Origin of the sequence: Pigmentiphaga daeguensis (assembly GCF_039523035.1) — a bacterium.
Lineage (GTDB): Bacteria > Pseudomonadota > Gammaproteobacteria > Burkholderiales > Burkholderiaceae_B > Pigmentiphaga > Pigmentiphaga daeguensis.
Window position 1 is genome coordinate 154408 of sequence record NZ_BAAAEN010000006.1, and the last position, 17555, is coordinate 171962.

Here is a 17555-nt window from a genome sequence, read left to right on the forward strand (position 1 = left end):
GCCTGACGGTCGGTCAGGCCAGTTTTTGTTGTAAGCGTTTACTAGCGGCGGAAGTCTACAGAGGGAATGTGAGATGTACTCACTACGTTAACAATACATACATCTCTTGCAAATACTCAGATTTGCGGAGAAACGGAGCCCTCTACGACGACTGGTTGCTTGCGAACTTTGGGGCAGGTGCTGCGCAAGCCATCAATATGTTCCTCAAGCCCGGCAGGGATTGGCCTCCACATTGGATCGAGCACGAAATCAATACCCTCCCGGCGCGCCTGCTTTGCAGCGGGAACGAAGTCTGCATCCCCTGCGATGAGGACGATTTGGTCCACCTGCCGCTTGAACACCAATGATGAGACGTCTACGCCTATTCTCATATCGACTCCCTTTTGACGGGTGTCGAGCATGACGTCATCCTCCGTCAGCTCTTCGAACTTGAGCCGGGCGTTCAGCAGATCCCTGACCTTGGCTGGCTTGATCGCCCACTGAACATCGGAAGAAAGATGTCCTAGCCTCAGGGCAGTCTTGCGATGCTTCTTGAGGGTGTCATGCAACTCCAACCGGAACTTGGCTTCTCGGGATTTCCCGAAATCGATAGCTTGTTTCGTGATGGGGTTGTGCACTCCGCGGCACGCTTGGCGTGAAACCCGTTATGAGGTTCGATGGAACGAAAACGTTTTATGAAATAGCCTCCATCGACCAATATCGCGGTCGGCATTTTTTTGTCCCCCCCAAGACGCAAAAACGCCCATGGGATCGGCGCGTCCTGCATGGAGGGGACGGCTTACTGCCATGGGCGACATGCAACAAGTCTACTTGTTGACCGAAGGGGGGGTCAATTACGCATTCGGACTTCGCTGCCCCATCACCGGCTCCACGGCAGCGGCGCCGCGTTCATCCCCCAGTAGTAGCTCTTCTGGTTGGTGTATTCCAGGATGCCCAGCCGGCCCTTTTCCCGTCCCGTGCCGCTCATCTTCACGCCGCCGAACGGCGTGCTAACCGAGAACAGCTTGTAGGTGTTGATCCAGACGGTGCCCGTCTGCAGCGCGGCGCCGATGCGCCAGGCGGTCTTGTAATCGTTCGTCCAGATGCCCGAGGCCAGGCCGAACACGCTGTCGTTGCACTGGGCGATCAGGTCGGCCTCGTCGGTCCACGGCAGCAGCGCCAGCACCGGGCCGAAGATTTCCTCCTGGCACATGCGGGCCTGGTTGGGCAGGCCTTCGATCACGGTGGGCAGGTAGTAGCTGCCGCGGTCGTAGCCGGCGCCCGTGGGCCGCTGGCCGCCGGCCAGCACCTTGCCGCCCTCGTCCACGCCCAGTTGCACGTAGCGCTCCACCGACTCGCGGTGGGCCTGGCTGACCAGCGGTCCCATCTGGGTCCGCTCGCTGGCCGGATCGCCCACGCGCAGCGCCCGCACGCCCGCCAGCAGGCGTTCCTTGAAGGCTTCGTACACGCTGGCATGCACGAAGGCGCGCGAGCCCGCGATGCACGATTCGCCCGACGAACTGAAGATGCCGTACAGCACGCCGGCCACGGCGTGGTCCAGGTCGGCGTCGGCGCAGACGATGGTGGGCGACTTGCCGCCCAGCTCCAGCGACGTCGGCATCAGGCGCTCGGCCGCCAGCCGGGCGATGCCCAGGCCCACGGTGGTGCCGCCGGTGAAGGCGATGCGGCGGATCAGCGGATGGCGCACCAGCGCGTCGCCGACCACCGAACCCTTGCCGGGCACCACGCTCAGGATGCCGTCCGGCACGCCTGCCTGCTGCGCGATGCGGGCCAGTTCGATGGCCATGCGCGGCGTGATTTCGGCCGGCTTGAACACGACCGCGCAGCCGGCCGCCAGGGCGGGCGCCAGCTTCTGCGCCTCGCTGGCGATGGGCGAGTTCCACGGGGTGATGGCGCCCACCACGCCCAGCGGCTCGTGCACGCTCATGCTGACGTAGTCGCCGCGCGACGGGGTAATGGTGTCTTCCATCGTCTCGCAGGCCGCGGCGAAGAACTGGAAGGTGCCCGCCGCGCTGGCCACCAGCGCGCGCGTCTCGTTGATGGGCTTGCCGTTGTCCAGGCGCTGGAGCTGCGCCAGTTCCTCGGCCCGGGCGCGGATGCCGGCGGCGATGCGGGTCAGGATGGCGCCGCGCTCGTGCGGCTTCAGGCCCGCCCAATCGGGGCGCAGGCGCGCGGCCTCGGCGGCGCGCACGGCCTGGTCCACGTCGTCGGCGGTGGCCGCGTGCAGCGTGGCGACCTGGCTGCCGTCGGCGGGGTATTCGGTCACGTACCGGGGGCCCGAGGCATCGCGCCAGGAGCCGGCGATCAGGGTCTGGATATGTTCGGTCATGTCAGTCTTCCATGAAAGGCAAGCGTGGCGGCGGGCTAGAAGGCCTGGGTATAGATCGCGAGCGCGTCGTCGCGGGTCAGGTCGCGGGGGTTGTTCATCAGCAGGCGGTCCACGGTCATCGCCGCTTCGGCCAGGGCCGGCAGGTCGGACTCGCCCACGCCCACCTCGCGCAACCGCTGCGGGATGGGCGATGCCGCCACGTGGGCCTGCATGGCCGCGATGAAGGCAAGCGCCGCCTCGGCATCGGCCGCGTCGCGCAGGCCGGGGTCCAGCGCGCGCGCCAGTTCGGCATACGCGCCTTCGGCCACGGGCAGGTTGAAGCGCAGGATGGGGACCATGACCAGCGAGTTGGCCAGTCCGTGCGGCACGTGGAAGTGGCTGCCCAGCGGATGGGCCAGCGCATGGATGGCGGCCACCGGGGCGTTGGCGAAGGCCATGCCGGCCAGCAGCGAGCCAAGCAGCATGGCTTCCCGGTTGTCCAGGTCGCCGCCCTGCCGGACGGCGCCGTCCAGGTGGCCGTGCAGCAGTTGCAGCGCGCGCACGGCCAGCATGTCCGACATGGGATTCTTCTTGTGCCGGGTCGTGTAGGCCTCGATGGCGTGGACCATGGCGTCGATGCCGGTCATCGCGGTGGGCCCGGGCGGCAGCGCCGCCGTCAGCGCGGCATCCAGCACCGCCACGTCGGGGAACAGCAGGGAGCTGATCACGCCGCGCTTCTGGTGGTCGGGCGTGGACACCACCGACGTGGGCGTGACTTCGGACCCGGTGCCCGCGGTGGTCGGCACCTGGATCAGCGGCAGGCGCGGCCCGCGGGCGCGCTGCGGGCCATAGATGTCGGCCAGCGGCTGCGGGTTGGCGGCCAGCAGGGCCACCAGCTTGGCGGTGTCGAGCGAACTGCCGCCGCCCAGGCCGATCACGCAGTCGGCGCGGTCGTCGCGGGCGGCCTGCGCCGCCTCCAGCACCACGTGCTCGGGCGGGTCCGCCTGGACGCGGTCGTATACGGTCACGTGCACGCCGGCGGCGCGCAGAGCGGCGGCGGGCGCATCGATCAGCCCGGCCGCGACCAGTCCGGGATCGGTGACGAGGAACGCGCGGCGCTGGTCGCCGGCCTGGAGGATCCGGGCCAGCCGGAGGGCGGCCCCGCGCTCGCAGACGATGCGAGGCGTGGTTTCGAAATGGAAGCTGGGCATGGACATCGGCTCCGTCCGGGCCGCGCGGGGCGGCCGGGGTGAGCACGGCCCTCACCCCATGCGCGGTGATGCGGAAAGCAGGAAAAAAGGACGGCCGGCGCGCGGCGCGCCGGCCAGGACGCGGATCAGTACGCCGAGATCTTGGTCTTGGCGATCAGGTCGCCGAAGTTCTTGTACTCGGTGCGCAACGCGTTGCCGAGTTCCTCGGGCGTGGTGGCCACGCTCTCGAAGCCCATGGCCTGGATGCGCTCGACCGAGTCGGGCTTCTTCAGGCTCTTGTTGATCTCGGCGTTCAGGCGCTTGATCACGTCGGCCGGCGTGCCGGCCGGGGCGAACACGCCGTGCCAGCCGCTGACCTTCTCCAGCTCGGGCAGGCCGGCTTCGCGGAAGGTCGGCACGTCGGGCAGGGCCGAGGCGCGCTTGGGTCCGATCACCGCCAGGGCCTTGAGCTTGCCCGACTTGACGTGGACGGCGCTGCCCGAATCGAAGGTGAAGTCCACCTGGCCCGCCAGCAGGTCCTGGATGGAAGGCGCCAGGCCCTTGTAGGGCACGTGGGTCGCGTCGGTGTGGGTTTCCAGGTTCAGCAGCGCGCCGGCCACGTGCGGGAACGAGCCGTTGCCGGTGGATGAATAGTTCAGCTTGCCGGGGTTGGCCTTCATCTTCTCGACCAGGCCCTTGACGTCCGAGACGCCCACCTTGGGATTGACCAGCAGCGCCATGTTCAGGCCCGCCGTCATCGCCACCGGGGCGAAATCCTTGATCGGGTCGAACGGCACGTTCTGCATCACGTACGGGCCCAGCGCCAGCGTGCTCGAGGCCAGCATCAGCAAGGTGTAGCCGTCCGCGGGCGCGCGGCGCACGTAGTCGGCGGCGATGTTGCCATTCGCGCCCGGCCGGTTCTCGACCACGAACTGCTTGCCCATCGATTCGCCCAGGTCCTTGGCGACCATGCGCGCGATCGCGTCGATGGTGCCGCCGGCCGGCACGGACACCACGATGGTCACGGGCTTGGACGGGAAGGTATCGGCCATCGCGGCCACGGGAACCAGGGCCGACACGACCACGAGGGAAAACAGCTTGCGCATCATCACATCGATCTCGTAAAGGGTGGGACAGCGGCGGCCGGACCGCCCGGTGCGGCGTCTGCGGCTCGTCCATGCGAAAAATTGTAGGCAGCCAGGCTGTGTGACAATGGCATTTCTGGTTAACCAGAGGTTAACGATTCGCCACACGCCCGTTGCCGGGTCCATGCCAGGTTCCGCCATGTCACGCCTGCTGAACAGCCGCCATTTCCAGATCTTCGCCACGCTCATGCGCAGCCGCGGCATGAGCGAAGCCGCCCTGCGGCTGGGTATTTCCAAGGCGGCGGTCAGCAAGACCCTGCGGCTGATGGAGCGGGAAACCGGCGTCGCGCTATTCACGCTGGCGCACGGGCGGCTCGAGCCCACGGCCGCGGCGCGCCGCCTGCTGCCGCGCGCCGAACAGGCGGCCAAGCACCTGGAATGGGCGCTGGACGAGGCCTACGCGCTGGACCAGGGGTCGGTGCGCACCGTCGTCGTCGCGGCCCACGCGCCGCCGCTGATCGCCATCCTGCCCAGCGCCATCCAGCGCTTCAAGGAAAGCCATCCCGACGTCAACGTGCACCTGCGCGTGGAAGGCCCGCCCAAGGTGCTGGAGTCGGTGGCCCACCACGAGGTGGACCTGGGCGTGACCAACCCGCCGGCGCCCAACACGGCCAGCAGCGTCGACCTGTGCCAGCGCCACACCATATCGGAGGACCTGCTGGTGGCGGCGCTGCATCGGCGCCATCCGCTGGTGGCCAAGTCCGTGGTGCGCCCGGAAGACCTGGTCGGCGCCACCGTCATCGCCCTGCCCGAGGAGTCGCCCACTTCCATCCTGGTGCGCGCCACCTTGCAGGAAGCGGGCGTCAGCATACCCAAGACCATCTTCGCCAGCACGTCCATGGGCGTGTGCGCGCTGGTGCAGCAGGACGTGGGCATCGGCCTGATCAATCCCATGCTGCTGTCCACCGGCATCTTTCCCGACGTCGTGACCCGGCCGTTCCGGCCTCGCATCGAGCTGTGGACCGAAATCTACTATTCGTCCATCCGGCCGCTCAGCCCCGAGGCCCGGGCGCTGGCCACCTATATCGAGGAAGCGGCCTCGGCGCTGCGCGGGCACGCGCCGCTGGGCAAGCCCGCGCCGGGCTGAAAGGCCGCCCTCAACCGCAGCGTATCGCCGTCACGACCTCGCGGCGGTTGACCTCGACGTTCACCCGGAACGGATTGAATTCCATGGTGATGGCCTGCCCGGGGCGCAGCACGCGCGCGCTGCCGGCGCCCGAGGCCTTGCGGGCTTCCTCGACCAGCACCGAGCTGAGCTGCTGGCCGACCAGGGTCTGGGCCGCGTCGGCCTGGCATTGTCCCTGCGGCGCTTGCGCCGCGGGCTGGGTATCGGCGACGGGCACGGGGGCGGCGCAGCCGGCGGCGAAGGCCAGCGTGGCAAGGGCTAAGGCGCTCCGGATCATGGGTTCTCCTTGTGGGCGTTCATCGATAGAACAGCGTGGGCGGCATCCCGAAATGCCGGCGGAACATCGCTGCGAAGGCGCTCTGGCTCTGGTAGCCGTGGTCGAGCGCGACGTCGACCACTTTATCACCCCGGGCCAGGCGCTCCAGCGCGGCCAGCAGGCGCACCTGCTGGCGCCAGTAGCCGAAGCGCATGCCCGTCTGCTGCTGGAACAGCCGGTGCAGCGTGCGGGCCGACATGCCCGCGCCGCCGGCCCAGGCATCGACCGTGCGGCCGTCGTCCGGCGCCGCGATCAGCCGCTCGCACACCGCGCGCAGGCGCGGGTCCGACGGCAGCGGCAGATGCAGCGGCAGCACCGGCAGCGCCCGCAGCTCGTGCAACAGCAACTGCCTCAGGCAACCGGCGCGCGACGCCGGCCCCCCGCCCGGCGGCAGGTCGATGGCGGCCAGGATCAGCTCGCGCAGCAGCGGCGGAATGGCCAGCACGCAACTGCCCTGCGGCAACTGCGCGCCGGCGTCGGCCGCGACGAACACGGTCCGCATCTTCACGTCGCCGCTCATGCGCACCTGGTGCGCGATCCCGGCTTCCAGCCACACGCCGCGCGTGGGCGGCACGACCCAGCGGCCGCCCTGGGCGTCGATGCACATCACGCCTTCGATGGCGTAGAGCAGCTGGCTGTAGGCATGGCTGTGCGGAGCGATCATGTGGCCGTGCGGATAATCCGCGGCGATGGCGGTGACGGGCACCCCGGCCAGGGCCGTATCCCGCAAATGCGCATCGACATCCATGATCTGTCACTTTTAAGATAACTTTCTTCATATTAGCGTGAGACAGCCGACCAGCAAGCGCGGAGCATAGGGGTCCACTCTTTCCGGAGCCCTTTCGATGTCCCCCGCCGCGTATCTCTTCCCCTTCCTGGCCATCGTCTTCTGGGCCGGCAACGTGATCGTGTCCAAGATGGCGGCCTCGGCCATCTCGCCCACCGCCATCACGTTCTACCGGCTGGTGCTGGCCATCGCGCTGCTGAGTCCCTTCCTCGCGCGCCCCATCTGGCGCAACCGCGACGCGATCCGGCGCCACTGGTGGCAACTGGCCATAGGCGGCCTGTTGTCCATGGCCCTGTTCCAGGCCCTGTCCTACCGCGCCGCCGAAAGCACCACGGCCACCAACATGGCCATCGTCACCGCGCTGATCCCGCTGCTGACGGCGATCCTGAGCGCCGCCCTGCTGGGCGAGCCCGTCACCGTGGGCATGGCGGCCGGCGGCCTGCTGTCGTTCGGTGGCATCCTGTACCTGGTCGGCCACGGCGACATCGGCGCGGTACTGGCCCAGGGCGCCCACCTGGGCGACGTGCTGATGCTGTTCGCCGCGCTGGCCTATTCCCTGTACGGCGTGCTGCTCAAGCGCTGGCGCATGGCCATTCCCGCCTGGCAATCGACTTACATGCAGGCGGCCTTCGCGCTGGTGTTCATGTTCCCGCTGTTCCTGGCCCTGCCCGCCGGCACCGCCACGCTGGACGCCAGGACCGTGCCGCTGATCGCCTACGCCGGCATCTTCTCGTCCATCATCCTGACCTTCTTCTGGATACAGGGCGTCAAGCTGCTGGGCCCCAACCGCTGCGCGATCTTCATCAACCTGCTCCCGGTGCTGACCGCGGGCCTGGCCATCGCCCTGCTGGACGAACCCATGCGCGCCTACCACGTGATCGGCGGCGGCATCAGCCTGGCCGGCGTGCTGATCGCGCAGACCGTGCAGCGCCCGCTGTTCGCGGCGCGGGCATCGCTGGCGCGGTAACGCCCCCGCGCTGTCGGGTCAGGTCTCGCCGTCCGGCGCCCGCACCAGCCGCAGCAACGTGATTTCCGACGGCACGCCGAAGCGCATGGGAGGCCCCCAGTAGCCCGTGCCGCGGTTCACGTACACCCACATGCCGTCCTGGCGATGCAGTCCCGTCACGAACGGCTGTTGCAGCGGCACGAAGAAATTCCAGGGCAGGAACTGCCCGCCGTGCGTATGGCCCGACAACTGGAGATCGAAGCCCGCCTGGGCGGCCAGGGCGGCGCTGCGCGGCTGGTGAGCCAGCACCACGCGGGCGCCGGCACCGGCCGGCGCGCCGTCCATCGCGCGTTGCGGATCGCTGCGATGCGCCGGGTCGAACTGGTGGGCGCTGTAGTCGGTAATGCCGGCCACCACCAGTTCCTGGCCCGCGTGCCGCAGCACCGCGTGTTCGTTCAGCAGCACCCGCATGCCCATCCCGCGCAGGGCGTCGATCCACGCGTGCGCGCCCGAGTAGTACTCGTGGTTGCCGGTCACGAAGAAGGTTCCGTGGCGCGAGGCCAGTTCCGCCAGGGGCCGCGCGTGGGGCGCGAGGTCGGCCACACTGCCGTCGACCAGGTCGCCGGTGATTGCCACCATGTCCGGCCGCAGCCGGTTGACCGCGTCGACGATGCGCCGCACGTAGGGCGCGCGAATGGTGGGGCCGACGTGGATGTCGCTGATCTGCGCAATGGTGAATCCTTCCAGCTCGGCGGGCAGCGCCCGCAGCGGGATGTCGATCCGGACCACGCGCGCCACGCGGCGGGCGCCGACGAAGCCAGCCACCGACATCAGCAGCGAAGCCGCCACCACGAACAGGGCCGACGGTACCGCCAGCGCGGCGTGTCCGTCACCGGTCCCGAACCACGCCATGGCGGAAGCGCCAGCCAGCACGAGATCTCGCAGCAGCGTCAGCACGAACAGCGACGAGAACAGGCCCATGCACAGCAGCCCCAGCCAGATCGCGCCCAGCAGCAGGGGCCCGGCCGAGCGCCGCCGCGCGAGCATGCTGGTTGGGATCAGGATGGCGGACGCCGCCAGCACGGCCGCCAGCGCCGGAGCCAGGCCCGGCACCACGCCCAGGTCGGGCACGAGGCGCAGCCCGACATAGGCATGCACCAGGCCGATCAGGCCAAAGAAGTAGAACCTGTGCAGGGCGCGCCGCTGGCTCACTGGTGGCTCTCCTGTCGCTGCGCGACATCCTTGCTAGGACGAGGCGGCACGCCCGCGTGTCACGCCGCCGTTCCGCGCCGCGCCGGCGAGGCGAAACGGTACACGGCCAGCGTGCTGCGCCAGCCCGGCAGCCACGAGATTTCGCGGGCGTCGGCGAAGGTCGCGCGGGCCAGGATGCGCAGTCCGAGCTTGGCGGCCAGCGCCTCGAAGTCCTTCAGCGTGCACAGGTGGATGTTGGGCGTGTTGTACCACTGGTAGGGCATCTGCCCGGTCACGGGCATGTGTCCGCGCAGGATGGACAGGCCGTGGGTCCAGTGGCCGAAATTGGGGAAGGAGACGATGCCCTCGCTTCCCACGCGCGCCATCTCGAGCAGGATGCGCTCGGTGTTGTGCACGGCTTGCAGCGTCTGCGACAGCACCACCGTATCGAAGCGGCCGTCCTCGAACAGCGCCAGTCCGTCCTCCAGGTTCTGCTGGATGACGTTGACGCCCTTGCGCGCGCATTCGATCACGTGCTGGTCGCTGATCTCGACGCCGACGATGCTGGCCTGTTGCGCATCGCGCAGGTGGACCAGCAGCGTGCCGTCGCCGCAGCCCAGGTCCAGCACGCGCGAGCCATCGGCGATCCAGCCGGCGATGCGGGCCAGGTCGGGACGCAGGGGGGCGGCGTTGCGGTTCATCGCGCGCCTCCCGCCGCACCCAGGCCCAGCTGGCGGGCCACGCGGTCGAAATATCCCCGCACCACCGCGTGGTAGCGGACATCGTCCAGCAGGAAGGCATCGTGGCCGTGCGGCGCCTCGATCTCGGCGTAGGTGACCGGACGGCCGTTGCGCAGCAGCGCCTGCACGATCTCGCGCGAACACGAGGGGGGGAAACGCCAGTCCGTCGTGAACGACGTCAGCAGGAACTCCGCCTGCGCCGGCGCGAGCGACCGCGCCAGGTCGCCGCCGGCCTGCTTGGCCGGATCGAAATAATCCAGCGCCCGCGTGATCAGCAGATAGGTATTGGCATCGAAGTACTTCGAGAACTTCTCGCCCTGGTAGCGCAGGTAGGACTCCACCTCGAATTCCACGTCGTAGCCATAGCGGAACGCGCCGTCGGCCCCGGGCGAACGCTGCGCCCGCCCGAATTTCTCGGCCATGTCGTCGCCCGACAGATAGGTGATGTGGCCGATCATGCGCGCCACCGACAGGCCGTTGCGCGGCACCGTGCCATGGGCATAGAAGTCGCCGCCGTGGAACTCGGGGTCGGTGATGATGGCGCGCCGCGCCACTTCGTTGAACGCGATGTTCTGCGCCGACAGCCGCGGCGTGCTAGCGATGACCACGCAATGCGCCACGCGCTCTGGATAGGTGATGGCCCAGCTGAGCGCCTGCATGCCGCCCAGCGACCCGCCCATGACCGCGGCGAAGCGGGCGATGCCCAGCCTGTCGGCCACGCGCGCCTGCGCATGGACCCAGTCTTCGACCGTGACCACGGGGAACGAGGCGCCGTACGGGCGGCCGGTGCGGGGATCGATGCTGGCGGGCCCGGTGGATCCGAAGCAGGACCCCAGGTTGTTGATCCCGATCACGAAGAAGCGATCGGTGTCCAGCGGCTTGCCCGGCCCCACCATGTTGTCCCACCAGCCGACGTCGGACGGATCGTCCGCCGAGACGCCGGCCACGTGGTGCGAGGCGTTCAGCGCATGACAGACCAGCACCGCGTTGGAGCGGTCGGCGTTCAGGCGGCCGTAGGTCTCGATCATCAGCGAATACGGGCCGAAGGCCGTGCCGCTGGCCAGTTGCAGCGGCTCGTCGAACGTCATGGCCTGCGCCTGGACGACGCCGACGGAATCGGGACCGATGGGAGGAGATGCGGGAGTGTCGAGAAAGGCGGTCAACGCCTCTTCGAGATGCGAATCGGAAGACACGATGGACGGAGCTCTTTAGCTGGATTTATCAGGCGCCCGCAAGCGGACCAGGCAAATCGGCGCCAATGAAAAGTACGGGAATTGTAGCACCGGGCCATGGACGGGCGCCCTCCCGCGGGAACACCCGTCGCTTGCCCGGCGCCGCGCGCCAGGGCGTCACCCCGCCCTGGTCGACCCTTGCGCGGTCTTCAATAGCCCGGCCCACAGCCGCTGCTCGGCCTGCGCGGTGCGCGCCAGGTCGGCGGGCGGCCCGGGACGAGCCGTCAGGCCCACGGCCGCCAGTTCCCCTTTGACGTCGTCGCGGGCAAGCAGGGATTGCAGCAAGGCGTTGTAGCGCTGCACGATCGGCGCCGCCATGCCCTTGGGCCCCCACAGCGCGTACCAGGGATCGACGTCGTAGCCGGCCACGCCCTGCTCGTCCAGCGTGGGCAGGTCCATATAGGGCTGCTGCCGCTGCCGGCGTGTGCCGCCCAACACCTTGATGCGCCCGCTCGCGGCATGGTTCATCGCCACCTGTACCGGCAGGAACATCACCTCCACCTGCCCCGACAGCACGTCGGTGGTCGCGCCCGCCGAACCCTTGTAGGGAATGTGCTGGAGCTGGATGCCCGTCTTCGCCATCAGCAGTTCCATGCACAGGTGATGGTGGGTGCCCAGTCCAGGCGACGCGTAGCGCAGCGCGCCCGGACGGGCCTTGGCGTAGGCCACCAGTTGCGCCACGTCGGCGACCGGCAGCGCCTGGTTCACCACCAGCGCGAAATTGCCGGAACCCACCAGCCCGACGGGCGTGAAATCCGCCAGGACATCGAACGGCAGCTTGTCGTAGAAATAAGGCAGTGTCAGGGTGGTCGACACATTGCTCATCAAGGTATGGCCATCCGGCGGCGCCTTGGCCACCGCCTCCATGCCTATCATGCCCGAGGCGCCCACCCGGTTCTCGACCACGAAGGCGACACCAAGCTCGCGGTTCATGCGCGGAGCCAGGATGCGCGCCACCGAGTCGGGCGTGGTACCCGGCGTCTGCGGCACCAGGATACGCACCAGCCTGTCGTCAAGCTGGCCTGGCTGGCCCGCGCCCGCGCGGCCCAGCCAGGCGGCACCGGCCACGGCCAGCACCCGGCCGAGCGCCGCGCGCCTGCCGGGGCGAACCGGCAGGTCGCCGGCCGCGTCGCATGGGGATTCGATGTTCGTGTCTTTCATGTCTCCTCCTTATGTCCGGGCCTGCGCCCGGTTCGATGCGTGGGTTTGCATTTATCATCTACCGCTGCGGCGAAGCGCTTTCCTGCGCGCCGCCCTCCCGTAACGATTGCCCCGATCCGCCATGCCCGCCGACCCGCCCGCCACCAGCCTGGAAAAAATGCTGTCCATCCTCGACCTGATCGAGGACAGCGACGCCGGACAGAGCTACGACGATCTCTCCGACAAACTGGGGCTCGCGCGCTCGACGCTGTACCGCTACCTAAAGGTGCTGACGGAAGCCGGCCTGCTGACCTCCTTGCCGGACGTGGGCTACACGCTGGGGCCAAGGATTTCCGAACTCGACTACAAGATGCGGATGCGCGACCCGCTGATCATCGCCAGCCGCCCGATCATGATCGAGCTGGTCAAGGCCGTGCCGGGCATCGCCCTGCTATGCCGCAGGTACCGGGACAAGGTCCTGTGCGTGCACCAGGAATCGAATACCGACGCCTTCAACAGCAGCTACGAACGCGGCTACGCGCGGCCCCTGCTGCGCGGATCGGCCTCCCGCATCATCCTTGCCTACACCCCGGCGCGAACCGTCGGCCGGCTTTATGAAGCCGATCCGGCCGCGTTCGCCCAGGCCGGCCTGGGCGACTCGCTCGAAGCCGTCAAGGCCACTCTGGCCGCCATCCGCCAACGCGGCTGGGACTCCACCAGCGGACAGGTCACCCATGGCGTCACCGGCGTTGCCGCGCCCATCCTGGATAGCCGCGGCAGCGTCGTGGGCAGCCTGAGCGTCACCATAGGCAAGGCCCGCCTGGACGAACGGGAAACCGCCGCCGCGGCCGACCGCATCGCGTTCTGCGCCGGCATCGTCAGCAAGACCATCGCCAGCGATACGCCGCGCGCCCGCGACCAAGCCCTGCGCACCGCACACGCGCGGACGCCGCCCGACCCGATGCGCGAGGACGACTGACACCGCCGGCTCACCAGGCCGCGGGTTCGATCGCCCCCAGGTTGGGCAGGTTGGTGGGCTTGGGCCCGTTCCAGATGTCCGTGGTGCGATAGCTCTTGTCCAACTGGCGCGGCTGCCGCGGCCCCGTTTCCGGAAACTCCTCCATTCCCAGCGTGAACTCGACGGTGAAGCCGTCCGGATCCGCGAAATACTGGAAGACGCTGCCCGAGGCCTTGTGCCGGCCAGGCGAAGGCGCCACGATGGCGCCTTCATCCAGCAAGCGGTTGCGCCCCGCCATCAGATCGTCGAGACTGTCCACCGAATACGCCGAATGGAAGAACGCCGGCGCCTTGCCCTGCTGGATGGCGAACGAGTGGTGGAAAGGATTCGGGAAGCAACGCATGAACGCGAAGTACGGGTCGCCGTCGTCTTCATGACGGAAATCCGATACCCGGAAGTTCATCACTTCGATATAGAAACGCAGGCTCTGCGCAAAATCGGGCACGCGAATCACCGCGTGGCTCAGGCGCAGCAGCTTCATGGGGTGCGGCGTGAAGGCCTCGGTCCGCTGGCGCATGCCTGCCAGCAGGTCCAGGGTGATGCCATTGGGATCCACCAGCCGGATGCCTTCTTCCACGCGCAGGTCGGCGCACTCGCCGGCGCCCAGGCGCCGATGCCGCACGCCGGCCCGTTCCAGCACCTCGCGCGCCACCGGCACTTGCGCCGCCGACTCCAGCTCGAAGGCGATGCGCTTGAGGCTGGGCTGCGCCGCCGCATGCAGCGACAGGTTGTAGTGGTCGGCATCGCAGGACAGGAATGCGGTATCGGCGGTACGCTCGACCAGGTCCAGGCCGACCATGTCACGGTAAAAGGCCGCCGAACGGTCCAGGTCCGACACGTTCAACGCCAGATGGCTCAGTTTCTTGAATCTCAGCACGATTCACCTCGTCACGTTCACGGTTCCAGGCGCAGGAACGCATGGTCCACGTCCACCTCGCGCACCATGCCTTGCGCCACGGCGGCTTCGCAGAAGACGCGCAGCGCCGGCTCGCTGTGCTTCCAGCCGTACTCGTTCCAGTGCTCGCCCAGCGCGGCGCGGGTACGGTCCTGCTCCAGGTCGCCCAGCGGCAGGAACTGCGCCGCCTCGTGCGCCACTTCCTGCGCGGCGTGATGCAGCGCCCGCGTGTACAACTCGACCAGCGCCCCGGCCAGCCCGGGCCGCTCGCGCAGCAGCGCGGCGCGCACCGCGATCACGTGCGTCACCGGCACCACCCCGGTCTGCCGCGCCAGCGCCAGGGCTTCCCCCGCCGGATCGGGCGACAAGTAGCGCAATCCCGTCATGTCCAGCGGCCGGCGCGCGAAGATGAAGCAATCGGCGTCGCCCGAACGCAGCACGTCGGCCGGCCCGCGGCCCTTGAGCGACCAGTCGATTTGCACGCCCTCGGGATAGGACATGCCTGCCAGTCGGTCATCGGCCAGCGGACACCACACCACCCCGGCCGTATCCACGCCGTGCATGCCCAGGTACCAGCGGTGCCACAGGGCGGCGGTCAGCCAGTACTGCGGCACCGCGACGCGCCTGCCGGCCAGCGACTTGTGGCCGGACAGCTCCGAGCCCTCGCGGCAGAAGGCGTACTGCGACACCAGCTTGCGCGCGAAGACGGGCAGCCCCACCAGCGAGTCGTCCCGCTCGCGGGCCTTGACGAAGGTCGCCAACGACATCTCCGCCACGTCCAGTTCGCCGCGCAGCGCCTTCATCGTGCATTCGTCTATGGTGCGCGTCGCGCTGACGCGGTAAGCCAGGCCCGGCACGTCGATCAGCCCGGACAGCAGCGGCTGGGTATGAAAGGACGGCGTGGCGCCGATATGGACCGCTGCCGGTTGTGCCATGTTCGTCATGGGTATGTCTTCCTCCTGTTGATCGCTTTACGCGCGCGCCGCTTCGACCCGCCCGCGCCAGTATTCCCAGGCGCGGGCGAATCCCTCGCCCGGCAGCCCGTCGCGCAGCCGCGCGCATATCTTGTCGACCTCGCCTTCGGTCAGGAAGGTGATCGGCCCCAGGTGGCTTGCCTGCAACTGCAGATTGGCGTTCACCTCCAGGTAGACGGCGGTATAGACCGCTTCCTTGATCGAGCCGCCCACCACCGTGCAGCCATGCCCGCGCATCAGTGCGCTACGGTTCCGCGCCAGCACGGTGGCCAGGTCCCGGCCCATCTCCATGTCGCTGACCAGCAGCGTGGTGTCGCCGAACCTGTCCTGGGCATCCCAGGTCGGAATGTCGAAACCGATGGTCGCGCAGCTATGCACCACGGGACGCAGGGGCGCGCCGGTCACGGCGAAGGGCACCACGCTGCGGCTGTGGTTGTGCACCACCGACTGCACGTCGGGACGAGCTTCGTAGATCGCGCCGTGTATGAAGCGCTCGAGGTAGGGCTTGCGGCCGCGCGCATCGACGGGCTCGCCCTGGAGGGTGAACTCCATGATGTCGGCCAGCTCGACCCGCTCGGGCGGACGCGCGCGCGACAAGAAGTAGCGGTCCGGATCGTCGGGGTGGCGCACGCTGATGTGCCCGAACGCATCGACCACGCCTTCCGACGCGAGTATGTGGTTGGCCGTGACCAGCTCTTCCAGCAGTGCTTGCGGCATCGCCATTCGGACTTCCTTGCTAGAGAATGAAACTGACGGATCCCAGCGAGCCGAGCTCGTGGGCATCGATCACGATGCGCCGCTGCCTGATCTTCAGGCCGTCGGCGGTGATGCGCAGCTGATAGGTCAGCCCGCCGACGTACTCGCGTATGCGTTCGTGCCGGCGGTAGCGGTGGCAGATGAAGTTGGCGGCCACGGTGGCCAGGTCGCCCTCCTGCCCCAGCACGCGCACGTTGCTGATGCTGCGGCGCAGGCGCGACCTGGGCGCCTCGGCATGGCAGTTCGGATCCAGCACGCGTATGACGCGCTGGCGGATGCGCTCGGCATCGTCCGCGATGATGAACAGCGTATTGCGCGGATCGCCGTCCGGCTTGTCGTTGGGCGGAATGAGATAGGTGGCGTCCGGGGTCAACAGTTCCAGCCATTCCTTGAGCCGCCACTCGTCAAGCAACGCCGCCTCGAAGTACAGGAAATCCTCGGCCTCGGCCCGGGTCAGGCGGCCGGCTGCGCTCTGTTGCATCACGCGTTCTCCTGCATCATGCGGTTCCAATGGCGCCAGAAAGTGCGCAGGTGGTGTTCATCGCTGTTGAGCTGCTCCGACTCGGGCTTGCCCATGCCTCGCGACATCTCCGACCATTCATCGCTGCGCCAGTTGGCCATGCCCTGCTGCACCAGCTCCAACGCCTCCACGTCATCGGGCGTGGCGAATCCGCCCGGACCGTAGAACGTCAGGAAAGCGTCCAGGCGGCGGGCCCGGGCCGACTCGTCCTCTTCGACCGGCCCCAGCGCCCAGGCCGTCACCTCCATGCGCTCCGGGCCGTCGGGGAAGAAGGTGCGGATGGTGACCGACGAACCGTCGTTGATGACCAGGTTGGGGAAGATGACCAGGTTGCGATTGGTGTTGGCCACGCGCTCGGCGCGCTCCGGGCCCAGCCGCTCCACCAGTTCCTGGCGGATGGCGTCGATCTCGTCGCGTGCCGCCTCGCCGTACAGCGGTATCCAGTGCGCCACCGGACGGCCGCGGAAATTGACGTTGTCGGTGGTGAAGTGGCCATTGCCCAGGCTGATGGCATAACCCTTGGTCGGCAAGACCTGGCCGGCTTCGCGCGGGGGCCGCTCGATGGTCACGCCCGAATTCGCCATGAAATTCAGCCAGGTCGAGTGCGTGGTCGGCAGGTGGTAGTCGTCCACGCTGTTCTCGACCATCAGCTTCCAGTTGGCCGCCACCGCGTATTCCTGCGTGCCGGAGATCACCTGCATGGTGCCCGACGGCGACTGGTCCACCACCAGGTCGATGTACTCGGTGGCCCGGCCCAGGTAGGCCTGCAGGGCAGGCGCGTCGGGATCCAGGCACATGAACCAGAAATCGCGGTATTGCTCGAAGCGCGGCGGCCGTTTCAGGCCATATTCGTTGCGGTCGAACGAGCCTGTGTAGGCGTCCTCGCCGGGAATGCGCGCCAGGCTGCCATCCAGGCCGTAGCTCCAGCCGTGGTAGACGCAGAAAAACCGCCGGGCGTTGCCCTCGCGCTTGGTGGCCACCACCGCCCCGCGATGCCGGCAGGTATTGAAGAAGCAGCCGATGGCGCCTTCCGCGTCGCGGGCAAAGATGACCGGCCTGCCCGCGACCTTGCGCGTCACGAAGTCGCCCGGCTTGGCGAGTTCGGACCCATGGCCGACATAGATCCAGCACTTGGCGAAGACCTTGTCCATTTCCTCGGCCAGCACGGCCGGCGACACATGCACGGCCCGATGCAGCAAGAAGCGCTGGTTCACGGGATCGTCAATGATGTAGCTCATCTTTATTCCAACCATTAGGGACGACATTTAACT

Annotated in this window: 18 protein-coding genes and 1 riboswitch; of the genes, 3 read left to right on the plus strand and 15 right to left on the minus strand. The window is 68.1% G+C overall.

The window, feature by feature from the left end; genetic code table 11:
• Positions 1–116 precede the first annotated feature (116 nt).
• The 4 genes from ABD104_RS10490 to ABD104_RS10505 all read right to left on the minus strand — a co-directional run bounded on the left by ABD104_RS10490 (position 117) and on the right by ABD104_RS10505 (position 4607).
• A complete protein-coding gene (locus ABD104_RS10490; protein WP_338616760.1) occupies positions 117–617 on the minus strand; it encodes an NYN domain-containing protein in 501 nt (166 codons plus the stop codon).
• Between the two features lie 242 nt (positions 618–859).
• Positions 860–2329, minus strand: coding sequence for an aldehyde dehydrogenase (locus ABD104_RS10495; protein WP_343927473.1), 1470 nt, complete (start codon positions 2327–2329; stop codon positions 860–862).
• A gap of 35 nt (positions 2330–2364) precedes the next feature.
• Positions 2365–3519, minus strand: a complete 1155-nt coding sequence (locus ABD104_RS10500) for an iron-containing alcohol dehydrogenase (protein ID WP_279817894.1) — start codon at positions 3517–3519, stop codon at positions 2365–2367.
• Between the two features lie 125 nt (positions 3520–3644).
• The gene (locus tag ABD104_RS10505) at positions 3645–4607 is read right to left on the minus strand and encodes a Bug family tripartite tricarboxylate transporter substrate binding protein (RefSeq protein WP_343927474.1); all 963 of its coding nucleotides are present in this window, start codon (positions 4605–4607) and stop codon (positions 3645–3647) included.
• Positions 4608–4782: 175 nt separating this feature from the next.
• On the opposite strand from ABD104_RS10505, the gene ABD104_RS10510 reads away from it, so the two are divergent.
• Positions 4783–5730: a LysR family transcriptional regulator gene (locus tag ABD104_RS10510; protein ID WP_165963115.1), complete on the plus strand. Its 948-nt coding sequence runs from the start codon at positions 4783–4785 to the stop codon at positions 5728–5730.
• Between the two features lie 10 nt (positions 5731–5740).
• Here the strand turns inward: ABD104_RS10510 and ABD104_RS10515 are convergent, their stop codons facing one another.
• Together ABD104_RS10515 and ABD104_RS10520 are read right to left on the minus strand one after the other, a co-directional pair.
• Positions 5741–6046 (minus strand): I78 family peptidase inhibitor, encoded by a 306-nt coding sequence (locus tag ABD104_RS10515; protein WP_279817892.1) that lies wholly within the window; start codon positions 6044–6046, stop codon positions 5741–5743.
• Positions 6047–6065: 19 nt separating this feature from the next.
• Positions 6066–6833, minus strand: a complete 768-nt coding sequence (locus tag ABD104_RS10520) for an AraC family transcriptional regulator (RefSeq protein WP_343927475.1) — start codon at positions 6831–6833, stop codon at positions 6066–6068.
• Between the two features lie 97 nt (positions 6834–6930).
• Between ABD104_RS10520 and ABD104_RS10525 the strand changes: the two genes are divergently transcribed.
• Positions 6931–7839, plus strand: coding sequence for a DMT family transporter (locus ABD104_RS10525; protein WP_132979500.1), 909 nt, complete (start codon positions 6931–6933; stop codon positions 7837–7839).
• Positions 7840–7857: 18 nt separating this feature from the next.
• Here the strand turns inward: ABD104_RS10525 and ABD104_RS10530 are convergent, their stop codons facing one another.
• From ABD104_RS10530 to ABD104_RS10545, 4 genes are all read right to left on the minus strand, one after another.
• Positions 7858–9030 (minus strand): metallophosphoesterase, encoded by a 1173-nt coding sequence (locus tag ABD104_RS10530; RefSeq protein WP_279817888.1) that lies wholly within the window; start codon positions 9028–9030, stop codon positions 7858–7860.
• Between the two features lie 59 nt (positions 9031–9089).
• Positions 9090–9710 carry a methionine biosynthesis protein MetW gene (gene metW / locus ABD104_RS10535; protein WP_279817886.1) on the minus strand — a complete coding sequence of 207 codons (621 nt, stop codon included), beginning with the start codon at positions 9708–9710 and terminating at the stop codon, positions 9090–9092.
• Positions 9707–10876: a homoserine O-succinyltransferase MetX gene (metX, locus tag ABD104_RS10540; protein ID WP_243724496.1), complete on the minus strand. Its 1170-nt coding sequence runs from the start codon at positions 10874–10876 to the stop codon at positions 9707–9709. Before metX ends, metW begins: the two co-directional genes overlap by 4 nt.
• A 60-nt stretch (positions 10877–10936) precedes the next feature.
• Positions 10937–11015: riboswitch (SAM riboswitch) on the minus strand.
• Between the two features lie 83 nt (positions 11016–11098).
• Positions 11099–12142, minus strand: coding sequence for a Bug family tripartite tricarboxylate transporter substrate binding protein (locus ABD104_RS10545; RefSeq protein ID WP_343927476.1), 1044 nt, complete (start codon positions 12140–12142; stop codon positions 11099–11101).
• A gap of 121 nt (positions 12143–12263) precedes the next feature.
• On the opposite strand from ABD104_RS10545, the gene ABD104_RS10550 reads away from it, so the two are divergent.
• The gene (locus tag ABD104_RS10550) at positions 12264–13100 is read left to right on the plus strand and encodes an IclR family transcriptional regulator (RefSeq protein WP_087838105.1); all 837 of its coding nucleotides are present in this window, start codon (positions 12264–12266) and stop codon (positions 13098–13100) included.
• A gap of 10 nt (positions 13101–13110) precedes the next feature.
• On the opposite strand, the gene ABD104_RS10555 is transcribed toward ABD104_RS10550, so the two are convergent.
• From ABD104_RS10555 to ABD104_RS10575, 5 genes are read right to left on the minus strand one after another with little or no spacing between them, the layout of a single operon-like run.
• Positions 13111–14016 carry a VOC family protein gene (locus tag ABD104_RS10555; protein WP_343927477.1) on the minus strand — a complete coding sequence of 302 codons (906 nt, stop codon included), beginning with the start codon at positions 14014–14016 and terminating at the stop codon, positions 13111–13113.
• A 17-nt stretch (positions 14017–14033) separates the two neighbouring features.
• The gene (locus ABD104_RS10560; RefSeq protein WP_338616769.1) at positions 14034–14978 is read right to left on the minus strand and encodes a substrate-binding domain-containing protein; all 945 of its coding nucleotides are present in this window, start codon (positions 14976–14978) and stop codon (positions 14034–14036) included.
• Positions 14979–15005: 27 nt separating this feature from the next.
• The gene (locus tag ABD104_RS10565; protein WP_338616771.1) at positions 15006–15731 is read right to left on the minus strand and encodes a class II aldolase/adducin family protein; all 726 of its coding nucleotides are present in this window, start codon (positions 15729–15731) and stop codon (positions 15006–15008) included.
• A gap of 13 nt (positions 15732–15744) precedes the next feature.
• The gene (locus ABD104_RS10570; RefSeq protein WP_087838109.1) at positions 15745–16245 is read right to left on the minus strand and encodes an aromatic-ring-hydroxylating dioxygenase subunit beta; all 501 of its coding nucleotides are present in this window, start codon (positions 16243–16245) and stop codon (positions 15745–15747) included.
• Positions 16245–17522 carry an aromatic ring-hydroxylating oxygenase subunit alpha gene (locus ABD104_RS10575; protein WP_343927478.1) on the minus strand — a complete coding sequence of 426 codons (1278 nt, stop codon included), beginning with the start codon at positions 17520–17522 and terminating at the stop codon, positions 16245–16247. Before ABD104_RS10575 ends, ABD104_RS10570 begins: the two co-directional genes overlap by 1 nt.
• Positions 17523–17555: the final 33 nt, after the last annotated feature.

Excerpts from the sequence above, each read along its gene's own strand:
- ABD104_RS10495 (WP_343927473.1), bottom strand. The coding sequence starts at position 2,329 with ATGACCGAACATATCCAGACCCTGATCGCCGGCTCCTGGCGCGATGCC.
- ABD104_RS10500 (WP_279817894.1), bottom strand. The coding sequence starts at position 3,519 with ATGCCCAGCTTCCATTTCGAAACCACGCCTCGCATCGTCTGCGAGCGC.
- ABD104_RS10505 (WP_343927474.1), bottom strand. The coding sequence starts at position 4,607 with ATGATGCGCAAGCTGTTTTCCCTCGTGGTCGTGTCGGCCCTGGTTCCC.
- ABD104_RS10510 (WP_165963115.1), top strand. The coding sequence starts at position 4,783 with ATGTCACGCCTGCTGAACAGCCGCCATTTCCAGATCTTCGCCACGCTC.
- ABD104_RS10515 (WP_279817892.1), bottom strand. The coding sequence starts at position 6,046 with ATGATCCGGAGCGCCTTAGCCCTTGCCACGCTGGCCTTCGCCGCCGGC.
- ABD104_RS10520 (WP_343927475.1), bottom strand. The coding sequence starts at position 6,833 with ATGGATGTCGATGCGCATTTGCGGGATACGGCCCTGGCCGGGGTGCCC.
- ABD104_RS10525 (WP_132979500.1), top strand. The coding sequence starts at position 6,931 with ATGTCCCCCGCCGCGTATCTCTTCCCCTTCCTGGCCATCGTCTTCTGG.
- metW (WP_279817886.1), bottom strand. The coding sequence starts at position 9,710 with ATGAACCGCAACGCCGCCCCCCTGCGTCCCGACCTGGCCCGCATCGCC.
- ABD104_RS10545 (WP_343927476.1), bottom strand. The coding sequence starts at position 12,142 with ATGAAAGACACGAACATCGAATCCCCATGCGACGCGGCCGGCGACCTG.
- ABD104_RS10550 (WP_087838105.1), top strand. The coding sequence starts at position 12,264 with ATGCCCGCCGACCCGCCCGCCACCAGCCTGGAAAAAATGCTGTCCATC.
- ABD104_RS10560 (WP_338616769.1), bottom strand. The coding sequence starts at position 14,978 with ATGACGAACATGGCACAACCGGCAGCGGTCCATATCGGCGCCACGCCG.
- ABD104_RS10565 (WP_338616771.1), bottom strand. The coding sequence starts at position 15,731 with ATGGCGATGCCGCAAGCACTGCTGGAAGAGCTGGTCACGGCCAACCAC.
- ABD104_RS10570 (WP_087838109.1), bottom strand. The coding sequence starts at position 16,245 with ATGCAACAGAGCGCAGCCGGCCGCCTGACCCGGGCCGAGGCCGAGGAT.
- ABD104_RS10575 (WP_343927478.1), bottom strand. The coding sequence starts at position 17,522 with ATGAGCTACATCATTGACGATCCCGTGAACCAGCGCTTCTTGCTGCAT.